The following is a 2,613-nucleotide window of genomic DNA, read 5'->3' on the forward strand; positions in this document are numbered from 1 at the left end:
ATTGCATAGTATGGATTTTGATAGTCTTGATAAACGTCGTCTTAACCTTGGCCTGGAACATGATGATGAGCTACAGTCTCTAGAGAATAGCTATAACCAGATGCTCGAAACCTTACAGCAACAGAAGCAGGAATTTGTTGATGCGCAGCAAAGCTACCATCGAGAGTTAGAGCGGAAAGTTCATGAGAGAACTCACGAACTGGAGTTGGCGAATCAGCAGCTAAGTTTTTATGCGAGTACCGACCCGCTTACCTCAATCTATAATCGTCGAAAGTTCTTTGTTCTGGCTGAAAAATATCGGGCTTTAGCCTTGCGCAATAAGCATCCCTTATCCCTTCTGGCTTTGGATTTGGACCACTTTAAGCATATCAATGACGAATACGGGCATGCGGCTGGTGACGAGGTCTTGGTTAAGTTTACTTTGCTTGTTGGCCAGTTATTGCGTGAAAGCGATATCTTCGCTCGCTTTGGAGGAGAAGAGTTTGCGATCTTGTTAGAGAATACCTCCTCTGAAGATGCTGTGACGGTTGCGCAAAACATAATTGATGTGGTTGAAGGTCAATTATTTGAGTTTGAAGGTCATAATATTAAAGTGACTGTATCGGTTGGAATTGCAGAAATGATGATGGCGGATGAAGGCATTGGAGCATTAATCGCGAGAGCGGATAAAGCGCTATACCACGCCAAGGAAAACGGACGTAACCAGCATTTTATCTACGATAGTGGACAGGCGGAATTATAGTTATTGCGATGGATAAAGAGCTTCTGCATGTACAAATAATTAGTGCACTAAAATCGCGTTATGATATTGCGTACTCTGCTGCTAAACAAGCTTATGAAACGGCAACGCACGAAGAGAATGTTGCCGAGAACAAATATGATACGCTTGGGCTGGAAGCTTCTTATTTGGCCGAAGGGCAGGCTCGCCGGATGGCTGAAGCAGAAAACGCACTTAAAACATTTGAACGCTTAAAGCCAAAGAACTTTGGTGAAGACGATGCAATTCAATTTGGTACCTTAATTGGACTGAGAGAGCTCGGCACTGGTCGCGACGAGGCTGCTAGTGAAGTGTTTCTTTCGCCTGTTGCAGGGGGCCTTATAGTCGATTTTAATGGCCGCCAGGTGTTGCTTTTGAGTAAGCTCGCGCCGCTGGGAAAGGCTTTGTTTGGCGCCTATCTCGAGGACGAAGTAGAGCTTGGTGATAAGCGCTATCTAGTCGAAAGTATTAGCTAGTTTAGTGCCCGGGAACGACCATATCTTCGATGGCAGGCACGTTCGCGGTAACAGAGCCATTGTATCGTGCGTAAATATCCGTCATGGTGCCGTCACGGTGAAAGGTTAGCAAGACCTGGTTAAAGGCATCGACATACTCTTTAGAAACTGTTTCTTTGACAAAAATCACATAATATAAGTTCTTAATATCTGGCCCTGCATAACGCACATTCTGCAGCTTGAACTCTTTGATCGTATCAAAGCCGACGACATCCGGTACATAGACCACCCCACGTTTACCAAAGCGATCAGCTTCGAGCATTTTAAACACATGCTCAAAGTCGTTCTCTATGACAACACGAGCCCCAGGGATTTTCTTTGCGAATTTCTCGACCTTTTTCGACATGTTGGTCGGGCCATAGGTGGCGATGGTTAAACCGCTTAACTGCTGACGCGAGCTGTAGTCTAAAGGGTTATCTTTTTTAACAAACAGACCATAGTTCACTACATGAACGGGCAAGCTGTAGTGCCATTTCTTGGCTCGCTCTGTGTTATAGCTCATATTGAATGCAGCGTCCGCACGATGCGCTTCTAGTTCAACAAACATTCGGGGCAAGGGGTTAAATTGAAAGGTGGTGTCTCGCATTAGCTTCTTATTAACCGCCTTAACCAGAGCGGCCACCGGGCCATCAATTTCTTGTGTGGTTTCGTTGATGTAAGCGACAGGAGGATAACTATTAAATGAGACAGGCTTGCCTTTCTCTTGATGAGCCTGAGATAAGGCGCTAAAGCCAAGCATCATACTGACTACGATGAGTGCCGAAGCGATTGAGTGTCTATTTCGGCTAATTTTTATCATTTCCAGTCTTCCGATAACGTGGCTTATGAACGGCGCCATGACTTCTTATGGGGGCTATAAGGCATTAGTTTAGACCATGGTGCTTGGATTGCACCCATCAAGCCTAAATTCAAGGATGACTATTGTTATTGGGATTAAGCCGGCTTCGTTGCCTTTGCTTAAACCTTGTTCCAAGAGAAAAACTTAGCCTAAAAGTATTAAAAAGACGAAAAAACTGTGATGCGTGTCATGTTTTGAGGTCGGTACGCCGGGGGCTAAGCCCTTCGNGTGATCAAACTAAGCCCGGCTAAGCCCTATTATTTGAATCATCAAGACGAACGGCGTTAAGCAAAAAACTTCAGGCCTTTTTGCTTAGCTCCTTTCTAAACTTGTGTTGTGATAACTTTTTCCGATTAGGGCCTCCCTACAAGCCCTATTAGTGAACGCGGCGATTAGGTAGTTCGGCACCTTTCGCCGCTTTTTTTTGTCTGAAATTTAAGCTCAATCAAAAACACCTGACATCGCAGAGCGATTTATTCCGCAGTACTCTCTTGTAAAACGGT

General features: G+C 44.9%; 3 protein-coding genes. 2 read left to right on the forward strand and 1 reads right to left on the reverse strand.

Going from position 1 to position 2,613, the window contains the following annotated elements; translation table 11 throughout:
- Both A3756_RS17325 and A3756_RS17330 read left to right on the forward strand, forming a co-directional pair.
- Positions 1-742: GGDEF domain-containing protein (locus A3756_RS17325; RefSeq protein WP_231875561.1), on the forward strand; the 742-nt coding region annotated here is incomplete at its 5' end.
- A gap of 8 nt (positions 743-750) precedes the next feature.
- The gene (locus A3756_RS17330; RefSeq protein ID WP_068511176.1) at positions 751-1,233 is read left to right on the forward strand and encodes a hypothetical protein; all 483 of its coding nucleotides are present in this window, start codon (positions 751-753) and stop codon (positions 1,231-1,233) included.
- A gap of 1 nt (position 1,234) precedes the next feature.
- Here A3756_RS17330 and A3756_RS17335 read toward each other — a convergent pair whose 3' ends face one another.
- On the reverse strand, positions 1,235-2,071 hold the full coding sequence (locus tag A3756_RS17335) for an ABC transporter substrate-binding protein (RefSeq protein WP_068511175.1): 837 nt from the start codon (positions 2,069-2,071) through the stop codon (positions 1,235-1,237).
- Positions 2,072-2,613 lie beyond the last annotated feature (542 nt).

Source organism: Oleiphilus sp. HI0086, from assembly GCF_001635225.1.